Annotated in this window: 20 protein-coding genes and 1 riboswitch; of the genes, 12 read left to right on the forward strand and 8 right to left on the reverse strand. The window is 51.7% G+C overall.

Annotated elements, in window-relative coordinates; genetic code table 11:
- Window positions 1–162: 162 nt before the first annotated feature.
- The 4 genes from NY406_RS11250 (at window position 163) to NY406_RS00880 (ending at window position 3,037) form a co-directional block, all read left to right on the forward strand.
- Entirely contained in the window at window positions 163–771 is a 609-nt protein-coding gene (locus NY406_RS11250) for an acyltransferase family protein (protein ID WP_411267095.1), read from the forward strand.
- Between the two features lie 64 nt (window positions 772–835).
- Complete coding sequence (locus NY406_RS00870; RefSeq protein ID WP_260534712.1) at window positions 836–1,249, forward strand: acyltransferase family protein; 414 nt, start codon at window positions 836–838, stop codon at window positions 1,247–1,249.
- A gap of 346 nt (window positions 1,250–1,595) precedes the next feature.
- Window positions 1,596–1,982 carry a hypothetical protein gene (locus NY406_RS00875; protein WP_260534713.1) on the forward strand — a complete coding sequence of 129 codons (387 nt, stop codon included), beginning with the start codon at window positions 1,596–1,598 and terminating at the stop codon, window positions 1,980–1,982.
- 41 nt (window positions 1,983–2,023) lie between these two features.
- A complete protein-coding gene (locus NY406_RS00880; protein WP_260534714.1) occupies window positions 2,024–3,037 on the forward strand; it encodes a glycosyltransferase family 87 protein in 1,014 nt (337 codons plus the stop codon).
- 114 nt (window positions 3,038–3,151) lie between these two features.
- Here the strand turns inward: NY406_RS00880 and NY406_RS00885 are convergent, their stop codons facing one another.
- The gene (locus NY406_RS00885) at window positions 3,152–4,204 is read right to left on the reverse strand and encodes an NAD-dependent epimerase (protein ID WP_260534715.1); all 1,053 of its coding nucleotides are present in this window, start codon (window positions 4,202–4,204) and stop codon (window positions 3,152–3,154) included.
- 243 nt (window positions 4,205–4,447) lie between these two features.
- Between NY406_RS00885 and NY406_RS00890 the strand changes: the two genes are divergently transcribed.
- The 5 genes from NY406_RS00890 (at window position 4,448) to NY406_RS00910 (ending at window position 8,514) form a co-directional block, all read left to right on the forward strand.
- The gene (locus NY406_RS00890; protein WP_260534716.1) at window positions 4,448–5,332 is read left to right on the forward strand and encodes a CPBP family intramembrane glutamic endopeptidase; all 885 of its coding nucleotides are present in this window, start codon (window positions 4,448–4,450) and stop codon (window positions 5,330–5,332) included.
- A 97-nt stretch (window positions 5,333–5,429) separates the two neighbouring features.
- Entirely contained in the window at window positions 5,430–6,230 is an 801-nt protein-coding gene (locus NY406_RS00895) for a phosphatidate cytidylyltransferase (RefSeq protein ID WP_260534717.1), read from the forward strand.
- A 260-nt stretch (window positions 6,231–6,490) separates the two neighbouring features.
- Window positions 6,491–6,961 (forward strand): PTS sugar transporter subunit IIA, encoded by a 471-nt coding sequence (locus NY406_RS00900; RefSeq protein ID WP_260534718.1) that lies wholly within the window; start codon window positions 6,491–6,493, stop codon window positions 6,959–6,961.
- 21 nt (window positions 6,962–6,982) lie between these two features.
- Window positions 6,983–8,275, forward strand: coding sequence for a histidine--tRNA ligase (gene hisS / locus NY406_RS00905; protein ID WP_260534719.1), 1,293 nt, complete (start codon window positions 6,983–6,985; stop codon window positions 8,273–8,275).
- A complete protein-coding gene (locus tag NY406_RS00910) occupies window positions 8,272–8,514 on the forward strand; it encodes a glutaredoxin family protein (protein WP_260534720.1) in 243 nt (80 codons plus the stop codon). Before hisS ends, NY406_RS00910 begins: the two co-directional genes overlap by 4 nt.
- A 62-nt stretch (window positions 8,515–8,576) precedes the next feature.
- Here NY406_RS00910 and NY406_RS00915 read toward each other — a convergent pair whose 3' ends face one another.
- The 7 genes from NY406_RS00915 to NY406_RS00945 all read right to left on the reverse strand — a co-directional run bounded on the left by NY406_RS00915 (window position 8,577) and on the right by NY406_RS00945 (window position 15,299).
- Complete coding sequence (locus tag NY406_RS00915; protein WP_260534721.1) at window positions 8,577–9,800, reverse strand: MFS transporter; 1,224 nt, start codon at window positions 9,798–9,800, stop codon at window positions 8,577–8,579.
- Window positions 9,790–10,158: a DUF190 domain-containing protein gene (locus NY406_RS00920; protein ID WP_260534722.1), complete on the reverse strand. Its 369-nt coding sequence runs from the start codon at window positions 10,156–10,158 to the stop codon at window positions 9,790–9,792. Before NY406_RS00920 ends, NY406_RS00915 begins: the two co-directional genes overlap by 11 nt.
- A 1-nt stretch (window position 10,159) precedes the next feature.
- A complete protein-coding gene (locus NY406_RS00925; RefSeq protein WP_260534723.1) occupies window positions 10,160–11,494 on the reverse strand; it encodes a voltage-gated chloride channel family protein in 1,335 nt (444 codons plus the stop codon).
- 31 nt (window positions 11,495–11,525) lie between these two features.
- A complete protein-coding gene (locus tag NY406_RS00930) occupies window positions 11,526–13,241 on the reverse strand; it encodes a dynamin family protein (protein WP_260534724.1) in 1,716 nt (571 codons plus the stop codon).
- Window positions 13,195–14,478, reverse strand: coding sequence for a phosphopyruvate hydratase (gene eno / locus NY406_RS00935; protein WP_260534725.1), 1,284 nt, complete (start codon window positions 14,476–14,478; stop codon window positions 13,195–13,197). Before eno ends, NY406_RS00930 begins: the two co-directional genes overlap by 47 nt.
- 16 nt (window positions 14,479–14,494) lie before the next feature.
- Window positions 14,495–14,920, reverse strand: coding sequence for a fused DSP-PTPase phosphatase/NAD kinase-like protein (locus NY406_RS00940; RefSeq protein ID WP_260534726.1), 426 nt, complete (start codon window positions 14,918–14,920; stop codon window positions 14,495–14,497).
- Window positions 14,921–15,032: 112 nt separating this feature from the next.
- On the reverse strand, window positions 15,033–15,299 hold the full coding sequence (locus tag NY406_RS00945) for a hypothetical protein (RefSeq protein WP_260534728.1): 267 nt from the start codon (window positions 15,297–15,299) through the stop codon (window positions 15,033–15,035).
- 164 nt (window positions 15,300–15,463) lie between these two features.
- A riboswitch (Fluoride riboswitch) is annotated at window positions 15,464–15,525 on the reverse strand.
- A gap of 440 nt (window positions 15,526–15,965) precedes the next feature.
- Here NY406_RS00945 and NY406_RS00950 point away from each other — a divergent pair.
- The 3 genes from NY406_RS00950 (at window position 15,966) to nusA (ending at window position 18,494) form a co-directional block, all read left to right on the forward strand.
- Window positions 15,966–16,169, forward strand: coding sequence for a hypothetical protein (locus NY406_RS00950; protein ID WP_260534729.1), 204 nt, complete (start codon window positions 15,966–15,968; stop codon window positions 16,167–16,169).
- A 153-nt stretch (window positions 16,170–16,322) separates the two neighbouring features.
- Window positions 16,323–16,844 carry a ribosome maturation factor RimP gene (locus NY406_RS00955; RefSeq protein ID WP_260534730.1) on the forward strand — a complete coding sequence of 174 codons (522 nt, stop codon included), beginning with the start codon at window positions 16,323–16,325 and terminating at the stop codon, window positions 16,842–16,844.
- A gap of 66 nt (window positions 16,845–16,910) precedes the next feature.
- Window positions 16,911–18,494, forward strand: a complete 1,584-nt coding sequence (nusA, locus tag NY406_RS00960; protein WP_260534731.1) for a transcription termination factor NusA — start codon at window positions 16,911–16,913, stop codon at window positions 18,492–18,494.
- Window positions 18,495–18,543: the final 49 nt, after the last annotated feature.

Consider the following 18,543-nt stretch of genomic DNA (forward strand, 5'->3'; position numbering starts at 1 on the left):
GGCTCCATTTTCAGTTGATGGAGGTTGTTTGATAATGGATCAGGATGTCCTCCTGACATCTGGCGCATACCTCTTATTCGATAAAAGTCAATACAAAGTTATCTTGAATAGAAATCATATGATTAATTATTGGAGGACAAAATAATGGCTTCAGAGAGCAAAATGAGGATTGAGGCTCTAACGTTTTTCAGATTTATTGCCGCCCTTATAGTTATTATTTTTCATTTCGGAGATTATACCCGTTTGGCAAATGTATTTGCACCATTTATCATCTCTGGCCCTCAGATGGTTACATTCTTTTTTGCGTTATCCGGCTTCGTCCTGATGATAAGCCACTACCATAAAAAAGATGAAAAGCTGAGAAATTATTATGTGTCGAGAGTAGCGAGAATAGTTCCGGTATATATATTGGCGCTTTCATTGTCAGCAGCTTATGAATATGGTGTTAACAATAATAACATTACGGCATTGTTATTGTCGGCGACATTTTTGCAGTCGTGGTTTCCACCATACCCTCTTAGCTTCAACTTTCCCGGCTGGTCTTTATCTGTAGAGGTATTTTTCTATGTAACCTTTCCTCTTTTTCTGTTCATAATCAGAAAAAGCGAAGTATCGGTCGCGCGATTAGCCTTGCTGTCTATGGTGTTTTATATTTTCACACAGGCAATACTGTCGAATTTGATAACTGATAATTTTTTAATAACGGTCCATTTCCCTTGCATGACTTTGTTTACTATTTTCCTTTATCACATTATTGCAGTTTTCTTTTAGGGGTCACCGGCGGATATGCCTATGTAAAACACAGAGACTTTTTTCAAAGAGAGGTGCGTTTTCATTGATCGCCATGCTCTCAATGCTGTATATGACATATTTTTCTCTGCAAAACCCGAATATTTTTCTCAACCATATCGGTTTCCATTTGGCTTATGAATCCAGCTTTTATTCGCCGCTCTTTATAATAACGATATTAAGCATTGCATACTCAGACAACTTTATTGCAAGAACTTTGTCGTCGCGTTTTTTTGTTCTCCTGGGAGAGTCAAGCTATGCCTTATATATCCTTCAGGAGCCAGTATTGATACTTTATAACAGATATGTTGCACCTCATTTGAATGTAAGTGAAGAATCAAAATTCTACCTGTATGCCGGGCTACTGATAATTGTTTCTATCGCAACCTTTAATTTTGTTGAAAAGCCGGGAAAAAAGCTGATTTTTAAAATCAATGTTTTTTTACAGGAAAAACATTGAAAAAAGTGCAACTCGAACAGGCTAATTAGAATAATCGCAGTCAGTATATGACCGATACAGGATCATGTTGCCCGGCAAGGTTTTTAGCCATGAGCTGTATCTGAAGCCGGTGCAAGGTGAAGCCAAAAAGTTGTCCGTTTTTTCAAAAGGAGGGCGTACTTGCTGATTTCCCGCAAGGGTTGGGCGTTAAAGGATGAAATCTGTCTGAGCGTAGTTGCATATTGTCAGTGTCAAGCGAATTCCATGAAAAATCATGCCAAGGAATTTAGTTCAATAATCAGTTTTTCAGGGTGCTCTTCAGTAATATTTTAGTGAATAAAGACTCGGTAACAGTAAAAAAATTTTCGTGAATATCATAGTGTCAATTCTGGTGATGGCCGTGCTGTCAGCGGTTCTGTTCCTGTATTTGTTTTCGGACAGTGCTCCTGACGGGTTCAGGCTGAAAAAGTACAGGGAACATTCTCTGCTCAACCGGAGCTATCTGCTGTTGCTGACGATGCTGGTCAGTGCTGTGCTGGTCAGTGCTGTGCTGGCTGTCTGGTTCCATCAGCAGGAGACCACGACGGCGGGATATATGCTCAAGGCGTTGAATGTCTTCAAATTAAACAACGATGACGATTCATGGAAGGTAATGTTCAAAGCGCTGAATGAGTTGAGGGCTGATCCGCAGAATCAAGCGTCTCTTTACCACCGTGTTTTTTTGCAGGTAGGGTCAAGTTCCAGTATCCGTTGAGCTCTCTTCTCATTGTGGATATACTCCAGAAGCTGTTTTCGATGGACAGAAACTCCATCACGATCACGATGAATCTTCTCTCCTGGATCGGCCTGATCGCTATGGGCTTCATGATCTATTATCTGCTTTTCGACACAGCATCCCGCTATGGTGAACAGGGAGAGCGGATTGGCTTCGAAAGCATGAAAAAGTCACGTTATCTATTGTTGCTGATAAGCCTGGCCTCTGTCTTTCTGTTTTATCCCCTGTCTATATTTTACTGTCTTGGGCAGATTCAGACCATACTCAGTTGTCTGACGGCAGCTGCCCTGATTGCATGGAGCAAGGACCGTAAAATTCTTGCCGGTTTTCTGGTTGGTCTCTGCTGCTCGATCAAGCCGCAATATGCGGTTGTGCTGCTGTGGGCGGCATTCAGGAAAGAGTGGAGGTTTTCCGTTGCCCTGGTGGTGACGGCGGGCATATTGCAGGCTGTTTCGGTGCTGGCGTACGGATTCCACAATGTCATCGGGTATATCGATGTTCTGCGATTTATCAGCCGGAGGGGCGAGAGCTTTTTCCCGAACCAGTCAGTGAACGGCGTGATGAACCGGCTGCTGTTCAATGGAAACAACCTCGAATGGGTCGAAGACAGCTTTCCCGCCTACAATCCGGCAGTTTATTACACGACCGTTGCCAGCTCGGCCGTCATTCTGGGGGTGGCATTGTTCTGGCGGGTTCGGCATCGGCCTCAGCTTCTGGATCTGGCGCTGATTTTCCTCAGCGTCACGATAGCCTCGCCGGTCGCCTGGGAGCACCATTACGGCATATTGCTGCCAATATTCGCGGTGCTTATTCCTGCGGCCATTGCTCGCAGGCCGTTTGGCAAATGGACGGAGGCGTATCTGATGACTGCCTATTTTCTCGTGAGCCAGAAGTTGGAGACGTTTACCGATCAGTTCGCGAATACCCACCTGAATTTCCTACAATCGTACCTGTTTTTTGGAGCGATCATGGTGCTGGTGCTGCTGTACCGGTTGCTGTCGGTTGACGCGAGGCTTGCGAAGGCGTCCGTATAACGCGGGGGTCATCAGGTTTTTCGCTGAAGGGGAAAAGGGGAAAGCCGTGGCCGGAGCAGTTGGAAACTCCGGCCACGGCTTTTTTCTGTCCGGCTACAGGTTGTCGGCGAACGTTCAGACGTTGAAGAATTCGCGGTACCAGGCGATGAAGCGGTTGACGCCTTCCTGCACCGTTGTTTCTGGCTTGTAGTCGAAGTCTTTGACCAGATCGCTGACATCGGCCCAGGTCGAAGGCACGTCGCCCGGCTGGATAGGCAACAGATTTTTTTCGATGGTGACACCGAGTGCATTTTCGAGTGCTTCGATGTAATCCATCAGCTTGACCGTCTTGTTGTTGCCGATGTTGTAAACCCGGTAAGGGGCGGATGACGAGCCGGGGTCGGGCGAAGCGCCGCTCCAGTCGGGATTTGGCCGGGCCGGATGGTCGAGCACCCGCACGACTCCCTCGACAATGTCGTCGATGTAGGTGAAGTCGCGCTGCATGTTGCCGTAGTTGAAAACCTCGATTGGTCGGCCTTCGAGCGCGGCCTTGGTGAAGAGAAAGAGCGCCATGTCGGGGCGTCCCCAGGGGCCATAAACCGTGAAAAAGCGCAGGCCGGTGGTCGGAATGCCGAACAGGTGGCTGTAGGTGTGGGCCATCAGCTCGTTGGACTTTTTGCTGGCCGCGTAGAGGCTGACCGGGTGATCGACGTTGTCGTGCACCGAGAATGGCTGGTGTTCGTTCAGGCCGTAGACCGATGAGCTTGACGCATAGCAGAAGTTGCCGAGGCTGTTGTAGCGCGAGGCCTCCAGAAGGTTTACGAAGCCGACGATGTTCGAACTGACGTAAGAACCAGGGTTGGTAAGGGAGTAGCGCACGCCCGCCTGGGCAGCGAGGTTGCAGAGCGCATCGAATTTTTCTGTTTTGAACAGGTTGTCGATGCCCTCCTTGTCTTCAAGGTTGAGTTTGATGAAACGGTAGTTGGGATATTTCGACGACTGCACGGTCTTGCCGTATTCGATGGCGGATTCAGCGATGCCCGACCAGGCGAGGCGTCCATACTTGACCCGCTGGTCGTAATAATCATTGATATTGTCGAGGCCGACCACTTCATCGCCCCTTGACGCGAGTCGTTCGCAAAGATGGAAGCCGATGAATCCGGCAGCGCCGGTAACGAGGATTTTCATGCAGAGTGTATGATTTGAAGCCCATCTGTGGGGCTGTTTTCGGGAGCAAATACGCTAGTCTGGCGATTAGCCTGCGCCGGGAATGTGTTTGTGACCCTGAAGATAATCAGCTTTTTGGTAAAAAAAGCGTTGAATTCAGGATAAAAACGTGAGCGATGTTTGTTAATTGTCGGCAATAACAGAAATAGGCTATCTTCTTCCTTGGATGATTAAAATCATGTATTAATCACTGAACCACGCGTTATGAATTTTACTGACGACCCGAAGCAGTATGGACGGCCTCGTCTTTTCAACACGATTCTGGTTTTGCTTTTCGTATTGGCCGCCTATCCGCTTGTCGGCGCGCTTCTGACCATACTAGTTGCGGGCGGTAACCCTTTCGGTAATGGATTCGAAGCGGCAAACCATTCGCTCGTGGTGCGTCTTCTGGTAGCCCAGGCATTCGGGCAGATTGTGGTGCTTGCGCTTCCGGTGTTCTGGTTTACAAGGCGTTTTTCCGGCGCCGGATTGTTCGGCCATGCAACGTTTGAGTGGCTGGGTATCGGCAAGCAAGGCGGCAGCCAACCTGCTTTGATCGCCGGTGCCGGAATGCTGTTGCTGCAACCCGCGCTCTACAGCATCGTCGAGTTGCAGACGCTTCTGCTGCCTTATCTTGGCACTTTTGGGAAGTCGCTTCTGCAGGAGCAGGCCACACTTGACATTTTTCTCAAAAAACTTGCCGGAGGGGCGTCGATCGGGGAGAGCGTCCTGTCGATTCTTGTGCTTGTCCTGACTCCGGCGATCTGCGAAGAGCTGTTTTTTCGCGGGTACATCCAGAAAAGTTTTGCTCTGAGCCTCTCTCCGCAAAGGGCGGTGCTTTTGACAGGGATTGTGTTTGCCCTGTTTCACATGGAGTGGTTCAATTTCGTGCCGCTGACTTTGCTCGGGTGGTATATTGGATATATTTACTGGAAATCCGATAATCTCCTGGTTCCCGTCGTCGCGCACGGCACCAACAATCTGGCTGCGCTCGTTCTGCTAAAAAGCGGCATCGACTCAGGCAGCGCAACTGATCCGTCTTCCGGATTGCTTGTTTCCTGGCCGTGGTGGGCTCTTGTGGTGGTTTCGTTGTCTCTTTTTTTCTGTTGATCCGGTATTTTCCGGTGAGGCCGGCATTGCAGGATGCCAATAACCCGGTGCCAGGCAGGCATCGCTGAAAATCTCAGTTTTGATGCAAAGCAATCTCATGCAGAGAGTGGCGGTTGCCATCGTGGGCATTCCGCTGTTGCTCTGGCTCAATATGCAAGGTGGTTTGTACTTCCTGGGGCTGGTGCTTGCGCTCAGCCTCATGGCGACCTGGGAGTTCTGGCGCCTGGCCACGCATCGGGCGCATCCTCCGTCGATTGCTATTCTGCTGCCGCTGACTGCCTTTGTGCAGCTCGATTTCTATTACGGCTTCATCGGCTACTGGGAGGCTATTCTCGCCGTGGTCATGTTCCTGTATGTGCTTGAAATATGGCGGAATCAGGGATCCCAGTTCATGAACCTCGGTGCGACGCTTGTCGGCTTTCTCTACGTGAACCTGAGCTTTGGCGCACTGCTCAGGCTTCGTCTTTCGGATGCTGTGAACGCGGGTTCCGGTCAGGCGCTGGTGCTGCTCATGTTGCTGTGCGTCTGGGCGGCGGATATTTTTGCCTATTTCGGAGGACGCGGATTCGGAGGCAAGTTTATCAAAAAGAAGCTCTTTCCGCGCATCAGCCCGAAAAAAACCTGGGAGGGGTACCTTTTTGGTATTGCCGGGAGCGCCTCGGCGGCATGGTTCTGTTCGACGTACATCTCCGCTTGTCCGGATGGCCGGGCAGTAGCTGCTGGTCTCTTGATCGGCGCGGTTGCGCCTGCTGGCGATCTGCTGGAGTCGATGTTCAAGCGTGATGCCGGGGTCAAGGACTCATCGGGCCTCATTCCGGGGCATGGCGGTGTGCTCGACCGCTTTGATACGGTGATGTTCGTTTCCCCGCTGCTCTATTTTCTCGCGCATCACTGGTGATCTTTCGCCGGTTGATGCCGGTACATAAAAGAATGTTTTTCTTATATTCCGGTTCTGTTTTTTAGAGGTACTCCTCTGTTGACGGTATCGTGATCTCCGGTTTGCTGGAATTCTGAGCGGATCGCCTGCGGCAGCCAGACTGTACGCGGGTTTTTACTGTTTCCGGTCAGTCCGGTTTTCCAGTTCGGCGGCAGTCGGCAACATGCTCCGGAGAATGCGGTTTACGATCTTGCTTCCACACTCTGCAATGCTGATCGATCATGAAAATCGAAGCCCTTCTCACAGAAAAGCACATCAACCTGAATCTCGGTTCCAGTTCAAAGGACGAGGTGATCGATACGCTGATCGCCATGCTGGCTGGTCATGACAAGGTCAGGGATTTAAAGCAGCTTGCCGAGGATGTACGAAAGCGGGAACGGGAGATGTCCACGGGTATCGGCAAGAACATCGGGTTGCCTCATGCCAAGACCTCGGCTGTGACCGAACCGGTGCTGGCACTCGCCACGCTCTCCAATGAGGTCGATTTCGAGTCGATCGACAACCAGCCGGTGAAGATCGTGTTTTTGCTTGCCACGCCGGAGACCATGCTTGCCGAGCATCTCAAACTGCTCGGACGCATTACCAGGCTCGCGGGCCGCGACGATGTCCGTCGCAAGATTATCGACGCGGCAACTCCCGGCGAGGTGCTCGCCCTTTTTCACGAAGAGGAGAAGGATTTACCCCAGATTTAATTTGATGACCGCAAGGCAGCTATGACGCAGTTCCAGGGAGTGAAAGGGACAAGGGATATTTTTCCCGATGAGATTTCGAGATGGCACTATGTCGAGGGGGTTGTCCACTCGGTAGCCGCGCTGTACGGATTCAGCGAAATCCGCACGCCTGTTTTCGAGTACACCGAGCTCTTCCAGCGCGGCATAGGAGCGACCACCGACATTGTCGGCAAGGAGATGTTCACCTTTCTTCCCGATCCCAATGGACGCTCCCTGACGCTTCGTCCGGAAATGACTGCCGGGGTGATGCGCGCCTGCTTGCAGAAGAACCTGCTCTCGCAAGCACCGGTGCACAAGCTCTGGTACATCAGCGATCTGTTCCGCAAGGAGCGCCCGCAGGCTGGCCGTCAGCGCCAGTTCACGCAGTTCGGCGCGGAGCTGCTCGGTGTCTCCAACCCGGCGGCGGTGGCCGAAGTGCTTACCTTCATGATGCAGGTGTTCGAGACGCTCGGCCTGCACGGCTTGCGGCTGCGCATCAACTCGCTTGGCGACCTTGACGACCGCGCGCGCTACCGCGAGACGCTCCGGGGCTACTTCAAGCCCTACGAGTCGGAGCTCGACGAGGCGTCGAAGGAGCGGCTCGAAAAGAATCCGCTGCGCATCCTCGATTCGAAGAATCCGGCTTTGCAGGAGATGATCGCGGGCGCGCCGAGGCTCTACGCTTCGCTCAAGCCGGAGTCTGTGGCTGAATTCGAGGCTGTGCTCGCCTATCTCGACGACAGGCAAATCGCCTACGACGTCGATTACCTGCTGGTGCGCGGACTCGATTATTACTGCCACGCGGCTTTCGAGGTGACCAGCTCCGAGCTTGGCGCGCAGGACGCCATCGGCGGCGGGGGGCGCTATGATGGCCTGGCCCGTGAACTCGGATCACCAAACGATCTGCCCGCGGTCGGTTTCGCCGTCGGCATGGAGCGGCTGATGATCGTCATGGAGAAGCAGGGATTGTTCGCGACGCTCAATCCTCGCGGCCCGCTCGTTTACGTCGTCATACAGCAGAAGGCGCTTGTCGGGCATGCCATGCAGGTCGCTTTCCATCTGCGCAAGGCGGGCATTAAAACCGAGATCGACCTTGCCGGACGGAGCATGAAAGCGCAGATGCGTGATGCCAACCGAATGGGTTCGGCTTACGCGCTTTTCGTTGGCCAGTCGGAATTCGAGTCGGGCGTCTACACGCTCAAGAACCTCGTCACCTCGGAGCAGACCTCGCTCGATCTCGACGCCATCATCGATGTGCTGCGCGAACCGGCGGCGCGGGAGTCGTTTAGGCCGTGAAGCCGCAGGTGACCATCTACGGCAAGCCGGAGTGCTGCCTCTGCGACCAGGCGCTCGAAGTGCTCGAAGCGGTGCGAAAGCGTATTCCGTTCGACATCGACAAGCGGGACATCTCCGGCGACGCCGACCTCGTCGAACGCTACGGCTTCGACATTCCGGTCATTTTCGTCGATGGCAAACTCGCCTTCAAGCACCGGATCGACAAGGAGCGCCTGATTGCTCTGCTCAAAGGGAAGTAAATCACCATACCTGCGGTGATTGAAAAATGGCTGTGATGAAAGAGTGGCCAACTGTCTGTCACCTATTCTATGGCAGATGACTTGTCACGCATTCCGATGATGAGCATCAGAAACAGCATCGCCGAAATCGCTGCCATAACCGCCCCAAACCAGAAGGTCGCCGCCGGAGAGACCTTGTCCCACAGCAACCCGGCAACAAAGCTTGAAGGCAACGCGGCAATGCCGATTGCTCCCGCATAAATCCCGTAGGCCGTGCCTTTGAGAGATTCGGGTACGAGCGTCGCGAGAAACGCTTTCTGAATTCCTTCGGTCAAACCCATGAACACCCCATAGAAACCGAACAGCACCCAGATAGCCATCGGGCTTTTCGCCAGCGCAAATCCACTGTAGAGCCCTGCGAAGAGCAGGAAGCCGGCAAAAATCAATCGTTTCCTGCCGTATCTGTCGGCAGCGATCCCGGCGGGAATGGCCGTCACGGAATAGATGAGATTGAACAAGAGATAGACCACCGGTATCATCGTTATGGGAACGCCGAGTTGCCTGGCTCTGAGAATCAGAAATGCGTCGCTGGAATTGCCAAGCGCGAAAAGTGTGACGATCAGAAAAAAGAATCGTGTCCGGCCACTGAAGCCGGAGAGAGAAAGCCTCAGGCTCTGCGATGGGCTGGATGGCACGGCTTTTTTACTCTCGGTAATGAAGAGCGCGATGATCAGTAGAGCGAGAAGCCCCGGTACCATCGAGAGCCAGAAAAGCTGACGGTAACTGCTGTGGTACATCTGAAGCCCGATAAAGGCGATTCCCGGCCCGGCAACAGCCCCCATCGTGTCCATGGAGCGATGAAAACTGAAGGCTCTGCCAAGGCTGGACTGCTCGGTGGATTCAGCGATGATCGCGTCACGAGGCGCGGTGCGGACGCCCTTGCCGAAACGATCGACAAGCCGCGAGGCGAACACCTGCGGCCAGCTTCCGGCGGTTGCGACAAGCGGGCGGCTCAAGGTAGATACTGCATATCCGGCAAGCATGAGTCCTTTCCGTTTTCCCAGCCGGTCGGAAATCCAGCCGGAAAACACCTTGATAAGGCTCGCCGTCGACTCGGCGCTTCCCTCGATCAGCCCGATCATCGACTTGTTCACCCCCAGCATGCTCGACAGAAACAGCGGAACAAGCGGATAGATCATCTCCGAACTCACGTCCATGAAAAAACTGACCAGCCCGGCCATAAAGACGTTCCGGCTCAAGCCGAAAAGGCGCTTTCCGTGCGCGTTATGTGATTCTTCAGTCAACATCCCAAAACTCGACCTTCTTGTAGATGACAACGTTTCCCCGCAATGACTCCCGATGCTTCAGGAAAAATGCCTCGAGTTTTTCGCGTTGATCCACCAGCTCCACACACATCGCCAGTTTTGCATTATCGCTCTCCACACTGAATGAAATAATCTTCCCGTCTGTCGTAAAGCTCGTATGCGTCGTATGCGCCGAAGCATTAAGAATACCGTCCTTTTTGGCATCTTCGATCAAATGCATGTAGACGGACTTGGGAAACAGCTTGCGAAACAGGCTTTTGCTTGCATGTTTGACTTTCTGCGCTGGAGCGATATAAATCACCAGCTTTCCGAGAGAGTGATGTTTGACTTTGTTCGACATGTTATCCCTTTTTCATCCGTTTCTGGTGCAATTCCCGCAAGGTCGTATCGGCATGATGCCTTAATTCATCGATTTTTGGTACGCCAATTCGTTGAGCGTGATAAATGCCTGAATGGCCGCTGAAATAATAGGCAGTGAAGCAGGCGACTGCATAGTAGAGCACATTGTTCGCGCCAAAAAGCTCAACCCCCATAAGTGTGCAGGCAATCGGGGTATTGGTAGCACCGGCAAACACGGCGATAAAACCCAAGCCAGCCATGAGATCGACAGGCGCTCCGGTCAACATCGCCAGTGTATTGCCAAGCGCCGCGCCAATAAAAAACAGCGGCGTCACCTCTCCCCCTTTAAAACCGGTGCCAAGCGTGATGGCCGTAAAAAGCAGTTTCCATAACCAGCTGTAATAAGTGGCTCCGCCCGCATGGAAACACGAAACAATCGATACGGCTTTCGGATCAGGATTGGTCACGCCGAGGCTCAAATAGTCCTGCGTGCCCAACAAGTATGTCAGGGCAATGATCGTCAGGGCACCGGCAACTGGAATCAGCCATTTTGTTTTGATCAGCCGGTTACTGCCATTTTTAATAGCATGGGAGAACTCGGCGAACAGGGAGCCAACCAGACCGAAGGCCACGCCGCCAAGAATCACCTTGAGCAGCAAGAGCACATCGAAATGGAGAAAGTTCAGAAACACTATCTCTTTGCCGACATAATCAATATGGTAATGCGTGTGATGAATGCCCCATGCGGAACAGACAATATCAGCCATGACGCTAGCCATAAAGCAGGGCATGAGCGCATCATGTTTGATTCGTCCCAGAGCGAGGACTTCGAGGGCAAAAATGGTGCCGGTGATCGGCGTGCCGAAAACGGCCCCAAAGCCAGCAGCAACGCCGGTCATCAGGAGTGTTTTAACATCTTCCTGTGACAGTTTCAGCTTTCGGCCATAAAACTGCGCGATACTGCCCCCGATCTGAACGGCGGTCCCCTCTCTGCCTGCAGAACCTCCAAACAGGTGCGTGATCACGGTCGTGAGCAATACCAGCGGAGCCATCCTGAACGGCACGCCGCCGCCCGGTTCATGAATTTCATCCATGATGAGATTGTTGCCGCCCTCTGCATTTTTACCGACATAGGCATAGAGCGCATGAATGCACACTCCGGCGACAGGCAACAAAAAGAGCAGCCACGGATTGGCGAAACGGATTGTTATGGCTTTTTCAAGCAGCCATAAAAAGAACGCGACAAGTGAGCCGACCGTCAGGGAAACAGGCAAGACAAGGACGAGCCACTTCACGATGTATGACACGATAAACAGCTGCTCGACAGGTTTTTTCATTTTTTCATCTTGAGTTATTCGTTTGCAGGGCTCAATCTCTTTCGCTTCGCGACTCGGCAAGGAGCCGGCTCATCTCCTCAAGACGCGATTTGTTGTCAGTCAGATGCTTGAGTCCTGATGCATCACGCTGAAGCACACGCTCAAGATTGGCGATCTCATTGCCGACATAGCTTGAGACCTGGCGATGCATGTTATCGATCAGCTTGAAAATTTTCAGATTGACCGATGAAATATATCGCTCAAGATTTTTCTCGACTTCTCTCGGGATTTTGTTTTGGAAGTGTTTTAAAAACAACCATCTGAAAAGGCTCATGGGCAGAAAGAATATGAACATGTCAAGATGGGTATCAAACGCCCGATAAACGGCAATATCGGGCTTTTCGATGCCAGCGAAATCGAGTTGCCATGATTTTTCCGGAAGCTGAACGCCCAAAAGCTCAAACACTTTTTCTTCCAGACGAACGCGAAACTGCCGGGCCGCATATTCGAAGTGACGGAGCATTTCGTGTATCAATGCCTCAATCCTCGTATACACCTCTTCATTCACCTTTGCTATTTCCGCCCTCATTCTGTTTTTCAGCCATTGCTCGTACTGTTGCGATATCTCGGCAAGCGTACCCGGCCATGATGCATACTCGCGAGTAAAGGCAGACAACACTTCTGCTCTGATACCAGCAGCAAAAGGCAAGACGATTGCTTCGAGTTTCGTTCTTGCAAGAGACTTGAAATTACTTGCGAACAATCGCATCTCCTGTTCGTAATAGCTCCGATTGTCTTTGATCTCATCAAGCAATCCTTTGATGACCTCCTTGTTCTGGTTCTGAATCAAGGCTGCCTGAAGGGCGACTTCGTTATACCCGACACTCTCTTCAATGACGGTCAGGAGCTTTCTTCGTACGATTTGGTCGTACTTTGCGGCAAAATTATCATGAAGGGGCTTAATTGCCTGCTTCATCACCTCCGTTCGGTGCCGCGCTTCATCCTGATTGACAGAATACAGCAGGACAGGCACGTTATCGCCCATGAGCTTATTCACCGCCGAGGAGATATGCGTCTTTATCTCTTCAATTTCGGCATCCTTGAAGAGATCTGTTTTGGTGATGACGAAATAGATAAAGGGGCAATACCTGACGATACCTTTCAACAGCAGCAGGTCGTCGTCACCTAAAGGACGCTCTGCGCTGACGCTCACCATCGCAACGCCAGCATGTGGCATCCATTGCAGCGTTTCGTCAGTGTTGTGCCGGTACAGACTTCCAAGCCCTGGCGTATCGACCAGCGCGACTTTTCGATAATCAGCCAGGGCCGGATGCTCGACAATAGCAAGGGAGACCTTGTGGACATTGTCAGGATTTTGCTTCTCGGTGACATACTTCGGCAGTTCCTGCAGAGAGGTCTCAAGTCCCTCGCCACTGGTGAACTGGATGGTCACCTTGGGAACCGGCCCATACTTCACACACGTAACGATCGAGGTCAATGGCACGACGCCGACCGGCAAGAGTGGTTCACCAATAAGACTGTTGATCAACGAGCTTTTTCCCGATTTGAACTGCCCGAGTGCCGCAACGTAGATAAAACCGTCCTCTTCTTCCAGAAGCCGTTCGACGGAACGCGTGGTTTTCGGCGCACCGATTGCGTCATTGATTTCCGTAACTTCCCGGATGAGCTCGGCGTACTTTCCTACCATTGCTGAAAGAGCCTTATCTGTTGCGTTTAAAGGGATTTTCAAAAACAGCAGCTTTGCCAAGCTCCATCTCAATCTCCAGCAGGCGGTTGTATTTGGCTATACGTTCACTCCGGCAAGCTGAACCGGTTTTGATCTGTCGACCGCCCATGGCAACCGCAAAATCAGCGATAAAGGAATCTTCAGTCTCACCGGAACGATGTGAAATGACAAACCCCCATCCTGACTGCCGGCAAAGCTGGATAGCCTCGATGGTTTCCGTGACCGTTCCGATCTGATTCAATTTGATGAGGGCGGCATTGGCCGTCTTTTCCTGAATGCCTCGCGCTATGAAGCGGGTATTGGTCACGAGGATATCGTCACCAACAATCTGCACCTGCCCGCCCAGTTTTGCGGTGTGCTCCTGAAACCCGGCCCAGTCATTTTCATCCAGCCCGTCTTCTATCGAGACGATCGGATACTTTTCGATCCAGCTCTGGTACAGCGAGGTCATTTCGGCACTCGTTTTCTGTCCGAGTCCTGACTTTTCGAGATGATAGCTGCCATTACCATAAAACGAACTGGCAGCAGGATCGAGAGCAATTGAAATGTCTTGTCCCGGTTGGTATCCTGCGGCTTCGATCGCCTCGATAATGACTTCGCAGGCCTCTTCGTTGCTCTGCAGATTTGGGGCGAACCCACCTTCATCGCCAACACTGGTGCTGTATCCCTTGCTCTTGAGGATTCCCTTGAGGGCATGGAATGTTTCCGTTCCGTATCGCAAAGCTTCGGTAAAAGACGGAGCCCCTGTCGGCATGACCATGAACTCCTGAAAATCGACACTGTTGTCGGCATGTTTTCCTCCGTTCAGGATATTCATCATCGGAACCGGCAAGCAGAACGCTCCCGGACCGCCGAGATAGTGATACAGAGGCAGTCCCGAACTTTCCGCAGCAGCACGAGCGACAGCCATCGATACGCCAAGGATGGCATTGGCTCCAAGCTTTGCCTTGTTCGGAGTGCCATCGAGTTCGATCATCAGTCGATCGATTTCTGCCTGGCAGCATGGGTCCAAGCCAACAAGTTGAGGTGCGATGATCTGGTTGACGTTGGAGACGGCCTGTAAAACACCCTTGTTGCCATATCTGGTATTTGAAGTATCGCGCAACTCGACGGCCTCATGTTCGCCCGTCGAAGCTCCCGAAGGAACCGACGCGGATACACGAATGTCGTTATCGAGCGAGAGAAAAACCCTGATGGTAGGGTTGCCACGGGAATCCAGAATTTCCATGGCTTGCAGTGCAACGATTTTTCTGTTCATCTCATCATCCTTTTTTTCATTTAAGTGATCGCACAAAACGGGTGTAATCGGCAAAGCTTCTGTCCATCTCCTCGGTTTTGTCGTACATGTAAGGAATATGTCCATACAGTACCGAAAGTTGACCCGCAGCATCCTCCGGTAAACTCTTGTCGATTTTCAATTTCCACGCGGCACAGAAAAGGCCGGTTCGATCCGCTCCGCCCTGGCAATGGACGAGAACAGGTTTGGGGGCAGACTCCACAATAGTGACAATGCTGTCGAGAGATTTCGGAGCAAGGTAATGGGCCGCCGAAAGCCGGAAATCGAGATGCTCGGCGAGATCGGCTTTCGATACCCGAATTTCATCCAGGTACCATTGCTCGTCGGGAAACGCGCCCCGAAGATTGACGACTGTTTTGATGCCATACCTTCTGATAGTATCGTCAAGCTGCCAAGCATTCATCTGCTTCGACCGGTAAAGCACACCATGATCAACCTCATAAAAATTGGTGAAGAAAAAGAAAAAATATCCACCAGCTACCAGTATCAGGGTAATGGCAATAAGTATCGTTTTTTCATAAAATATTTTTTAATAATGAATTGCTATGAGCGAATTGGGTTCCAATGCGAAATGCCTTTTTCAGTACAGCCCGCGCCCCCGTGATCGTCCATCCTGATACAGCGTCAATACACAAACCTCCGGATGCAGGATCGTGATGTGGCATTGGATTGATGATGTTGCGGACAAAAAGTAATGGCGTGAATTCACTATAAAGGCCAGCGACAGGAATCAAGCGCCAGCCTGAAGAAAAGAGGACAAGCTTTTCGATGATCCCATACACGAGGCCAATCAGGAGGCAATCTACGACATTGAAGGGAAATGTAGCGTGAAATACCCAAAAAAACCTGTAGCGGGACAGTAGCGGAAAAGACTATCGAGGAAACCGTCAAAACCAGAAAAACAATAACTCCCCCCATTTCGAACGCACCACTGTATGGTTGTTGAATCTGTGTAGGAGTTATTAGCCTTGCGGGCGGTTAATGGCGAACTCCATTGCCCTTATGGAGCTAAATATAAGAAAAATCAATTGTTACAACGCAAGTCTCATGAACGCTAACCATGCAATTTCTTTGCTGCAACTGGTAGTCTGCTCCTGACCGACTTGGGAGATTCACGGCAATACAGTGTGATGAAGATCGCCAAAATGCTTACGGGCGTTAGTTTCAAAAGGTTATTAAGTCGGTTTGTGGCAGGTTTCCCTGAGAACATATCAATTCCGGCGCGTAGGCCCAGCAGATCATCATTCTGTCGGCAGAAATCCTTATCTTATTTGGATAATAACAGTTATAGCCATATCACGTCAAATGATGATCAAGAGCATCAAAGCCTTTTGTGCAGTCGTAGGTATTGGCTCAGTTGGTGGATTTTTTGGATCCCCGCAGATTTGCCGTTTTATTTACATTCGGGAACATGACAAAAACTGAAAATCGCTCATCGATCGCTCATCATGTTGAAATTCATTCTTCTTCTCATAGCCCTGTGGCTGGCCGTGCGGTTTGTGTGGCGGCTGATCGTTTTGACGTTTACCGTCAACAGGTATAATAGCGTATCGGGTAGCGCTTCATCTTTTTCCTCTTTGCGCAGGCAGGAGGAGCCTGTTGAAGAGGCCGAGTTTGAGGTGATCGACAGCCAGATCAAACAAAAGGAGTGATCTTTTGCCGATTGCACGACAGCTGTTTGGCTTGTGTTCGATTTTTTTATACATTATGGCTCACTGGAGCACTGGCCTGTTAGAAGCAAAGTTTCTGAAAGTGGGGGATCCCCACTTTTTGTTTTCGGAAATTCGAGCGAAGCAATTGATACGATGACGGATGACTTGATAAAGAAGGCGATTGGCGAAACGATCGCTGAACTCTCTGCCACAACCGGTGAAGAGATTTACGTTGTCGAAGCCGCTATTCGCGCGGGCGGCAGGAAAATCGAGCTGACCGTCGATACCGACAAAGGGGTCAGCATTGATAAGTGTGCAAAGTTAAGCCGGGCCATCAGGGCGCGTCTTGAAGCGTGCGAAGAAGATATCATGCTTTCGAGCGGAGAGTTCGATCTTATGGTTTCATCCCCCGGCATTGGCGAGCCGATTCAGGTGCAGCGTCAGTATCTGCGTCATCTGAGCCGTCTGATCCGGGTGAACTACCTCGACCAAGAGGGGCAGCCGAAGGAGATTGCGGGCAAATTGCTCGAAGCCGCCGTTGGGCCCGAAGTCGAGCAGCCCTCGATCACCATCGAGGCCGTCAAAGAGGGCAGGAAAAAAAGAACTGCTGGTGAGCCGCCGCTGACGCTTCGCCTCGTCGATGTCGTCAAGGTGGTTGTGCTGACCGGTTTGTAGGTCATAGTTCCGTGAAGTGCAAAAACGAATCGCAGACTATTTTATATCAATAAAGATCACACAGCGATGCCAAGAAAGCAGCTAAAGGGTGAAACTCAGGATCAGAAGGCGCAGATCGCCAGCGCTTTCGGGGAAATCGAGCAGTCGAAGATCTTTCTGGAAAAGCGCTCCGAGAGCGCCGCGGTCAAGATGGACATTGCCGACCTGCTCAAGGAGATCATCCAGAAACAGCTCAGGAAAGATTACGATCCCGAGGTTGAGGCCAATATCTTCATCAATCCCGAGCGTGGCGATTTCGAGGTGTATATTCTGAAGAAAATTGTCGATGACGTCGATCTTCCGACCATCGAAATCGATATTAACGAGGTTCGCAAGATCGACGATTCACTTGAACTCGGCGATTATTACGAAGAGGGGCCGATCAAGCTCGATGACTACCTGACCCGCAAGTCGATCCAGATCATCAAGCAGTCGGTGCAGAAAAAAGTGCGCGACCTGGAGCGCCTGGCCGTTTACGAGGACTGCCTCGAAAAGGTCGGCGAGGTGGTGGCCGGTGAGGTTTACCAGGTCAGGCCGAACGAGGTGATCTTCACCTACAACACCTCCAAGGATCACCGCGTCGAGCTGGTGCTGCCGAAGGCGGAGATGATGAAAAAGGACAATCCGCGCCGCACGCCGCGCATGAAGCTGTACGTCAAGCGCATCGAGCGAGAGAAGGTGAATGTGCGCAACGACGACGGCACCGTCGAGGAGCGCGAGAAGCCGGACGGCGGCATGAAGGTGATCGTTTCGCGCGTTGATGACCGCTTCCTTTACAAGCTTTTTGAAAGCGAGGTTCCCGAGATTCTCGATGGCCTGATCGTCATCAAGGGCATCGCCCGTGTGCCGGGCGAGCGTGCCAAGGTGGCTGTTGAATCGACCAGCTCGCGCATCGACCCGGTCGGCGCGACGGTGGGCTATCGCGGCAAGCGCATCCAGAGCATCGTCAAGGAGTTGAACAACGAGAACATCGACGTTATCTACTACACCGACGAGCCGCAGGTTTTCATTGCCCGCGCGCTTCAGCCAGCCAAGATCGATCCGATGACTGTGCACGCCGACATGAAGACCCGCAAGGCGCGCGTCATGCTGAAGCCCGACCAGATCAAGTACGCCATCGGCAAGAACGGCAACAACATCCATCTGGCCGAAAAGCTGACCGGTTACGAAATCGATGTTTATCGCGACGTGATCGACAAGTCGCTCGAAGATCCGAACGACATCGATATCATCGAGTTCCGGGAAGAGTTTGGCGACGACATGATCTACCAGCTGCTCGATGGCGGCCTCGACACGGCAAAAAAGATTTTGCAAGGGGGCGTCGAAAAGATCGAGGAGGCGCTGATCGGTGCCCCGAAAACCGAAGAGCTGTTTGTTTTCAACAAGGGGCGCAAGCCCACAAAGCTTCGTGAGCGCAGGATTTCCGACGATGAGAAGCGGTACTGGAAGAAGATTGCCGAAACGATTTACCGCACGGTGCGTGAGCAGTTCAGCGAGGATGAGTTCAAGGCGCTCCTCGACGACAGCCGCAACAGGTTGCTCATGGGCGAGAACATGGATATGGGCGAGAGCCTGAATCCTGAAGAGCGCTTGGACGAAGAAACAAACTGAGAATTACCATGGAATTTCCAGGCAGGCGTCAGGGCGGCGGATTGTGAAG

Source organism: Chlorobaculum sp. MV4-Y (assembly GCF_025244685.1).
Lineage (GTDB): Bacteria > Bacteroidota > Chlorobiia > Chlorobiales > Chlorobiaceae > Chlorobaculum.

Excerpts from the sequence above, each read along its gene's own strand:
- NY406_RS11250 (WP_411267095.1), top strand. The coding sequence starts at position 163 with ATGAGGATTGAGGCTCTAACGTTTTTCAGATTTATTGCCGCCCTTATA.
- NY406_RS00880 (WP_260534714.1), top strand. The coding sequence starts at position 2,024 with ATGGACAGAAACTCCATCACGATCACGATGAATCTTCTCTCCTGGATC.
- NY406_RS00885 (WP_260534715.1), bottom strand. The coding sequence starts at position 4,204 with ATGAAAATCCTCGTTACCGGCGCTGCCGGATTCATCGGCTTCCATCTT.
- NY406_RS00890 (WP_260534716.1), top strand. The coding sequence starts at position 4,448 with ATGAATTTTACTGACGACCCGAAGCAGTATGGACGGCCTCGTCTTTTC.
- NY406_RS00895 (WP_260534717.1), top strand. The coding sequence starts at position 5,430 with ATGCAGAGAGTGGCGGTTGCCATCGTGGGCATTCCGCTGTTGCTCTGG.
- NY406_RS00900 (WP_260534718.1), top strand. The coding sequence starts at position 6,491 with ATGAAAATCGAAGCCCTTCTCACAGAAAAGCACATCAACCTGAATCTC.
- hisS (WP_260534719.1), top strand. The coding sequence starts at position 6,983 with ATGACGCAGTTCCAGGGAGTGAAAGGGACAAGGGATATTTTTCCCGAT.
- NY406_RS00915 (WP_260534721.1), bottom strand. The coding sequence starts at position 9,800 with ATGTTGACTGAAGAATCACATAACGCGCACGGAAAGCGCCTTTTCGGC.
- NY406_RS00920 (WP_260534722.1), bottom strand. The coding sequence starts at position 10,158 with ATGTCGAACAAAGTCAAACATCACTCTCTCGGAAAGCTGGTGATTTAT.
- NY406_RS00925 (WP_260534723.1), bottom strand. The coding sequence starts at position 11,494 with ATGAAAAAACCTGTCGAGCAGCTGTTTATCGTGTCATACATCGTGAAG.
- eno (WP_260534725.1), bottom strand. The coding sequence starts at position 14,478 with ATGAACAGAAAAATCGTTGCACTGCAAGCCATGGAAATTCTGGATTCC.
- NY406_RS00940 (WP_260534726.1), bottom strand. The coding sequence starts at position 14,920 with ATGAATGCTTGGCAGCTTGACGATACTATCAGAAGGTATGGCATCAAA.
- NY406_RS00950 (WP_260534729.1), top strand. The coding sequence starts at position 15,966 with ATGTTGAAATTCATTCTTCTTCTCATAGCCCTGTGGCTGGCCGTGCGG.
- NY406_RS00955 (WP_260534730.1), top strand. The coding sequence starts at position 16,323 with ATGACGGATGACTTGATAAAGAAGGCGATTGGCGAAACGATCGCTGAA.
- nusA (WP_260534731.1), top strand. The coding sequence starts at position 16,911 with ATGCCAAGAAAGCAGCTAAAGGGTGAAACTCAGGATCAGAAGGCGCAG.